Origin of the sequence: Pelomonas sp. KK5 (assembly GCF_001984095.1) — a bacterium.
Lineage (GTDB): Bacteria > Pseudomonadota > Gammaproteobacteria > Burkholderiales > Burkholderiaceae_C > KK5.
In genome coordinates this window covers 1-767 of record NZ_LYVQ01000518.1, presented here as the reverse complement: position 1 = coordinate 767, position 767 = coordinate 1, and the positions used below count along the sequence as shown (strand labels likewise).

The 767-nt window shown below is 71.2% G+C and carries 2 protein-coding genes; both read left to right on the top strand.

The genetic code is table 11. From position 1 onward, the window contains the following. Positions 1–387, top strand: a 387-nt coding sequence (locus B0W88_RS34180; protein ID WP_158080997.1) for a hypothetical protein, incomplete at its 5' end; no start/stop codon positions are given. Positions 388–412: 25 nt separating this feature from the next. After that, entirely contained in the window at positions 413–580 is a 168-nt protein-coding gene (locus B0W88_RS34175; protein ID WP_158080996.1) for a hypothetical protein, read from the top strand. The last annotated feature ends 187 nt before the right edge of the window (positions 581–767 follow it).

Here is a 767-nt window from a genome sequence, read left to right as displayed (position 1 = left end):
ATCGACAAGCGCGAGACGGCCGGCCAGTGGGTCGTCGCCACGATCAAGCTGGCCAGCAAGGACTTCCGCGACCGCAAGGAAGAGACCTACAAGCGCCTGCACGTGCCCTACGAGCCGCTGGCCGGCGTGGCCGCCGACGAACTGCCGGCCTTCGTGCTGGGCCGCTATGACAGCCAGCGTGCCGCCGAGGCGGCGCTGGCCGCCTTCGACGCCCGCGCGCTGAAGGGCCTGCGGGTGATGCAGCTGCAGGCCGCATCCCTGCACTGGGGCCTGCGCATCGGCGCGGCCGACGGGGCGATGCAGGCGCGCATCAAGGGCGCCGCGGCGAAGGATCCGGCGCTGGCCGGCGGCTTCAAGGCCTGCGCGTCCTCGGCGCCGGCCAGCTGAGTTACTTGCACGGAAAACCGCCGAGATGGCCAAGCTCTCGGGCGTGGCCTACCGGACCATGCAGGACATCGAGCAGGAACGCAGCGAAGGCAGCGAAGGCAGCGAAGGCAGCGTGCAGACGATGAACCGGATCTTCGGCATGCTGGGCCTCAAGCTTGGCGTGGCCCGCATCGTGCGCGGGCCGGCCGAGTAGACGCCAGTGCTCAGGCGCGCCTGAAAGGCGCGCGCAGCGCCACGCAGACGAGGGCCAGCAGGGCCAGCCAGAGCGGGCTGAAGGCACCACCACCACCACCACCGCCACCACTGCTGCTGCTGGCCGTGCCGGTGTTGGTCACGGCGGCCGTGGCGGTGACCGTGCAGGTGCAGGCGGTGGGCAACCT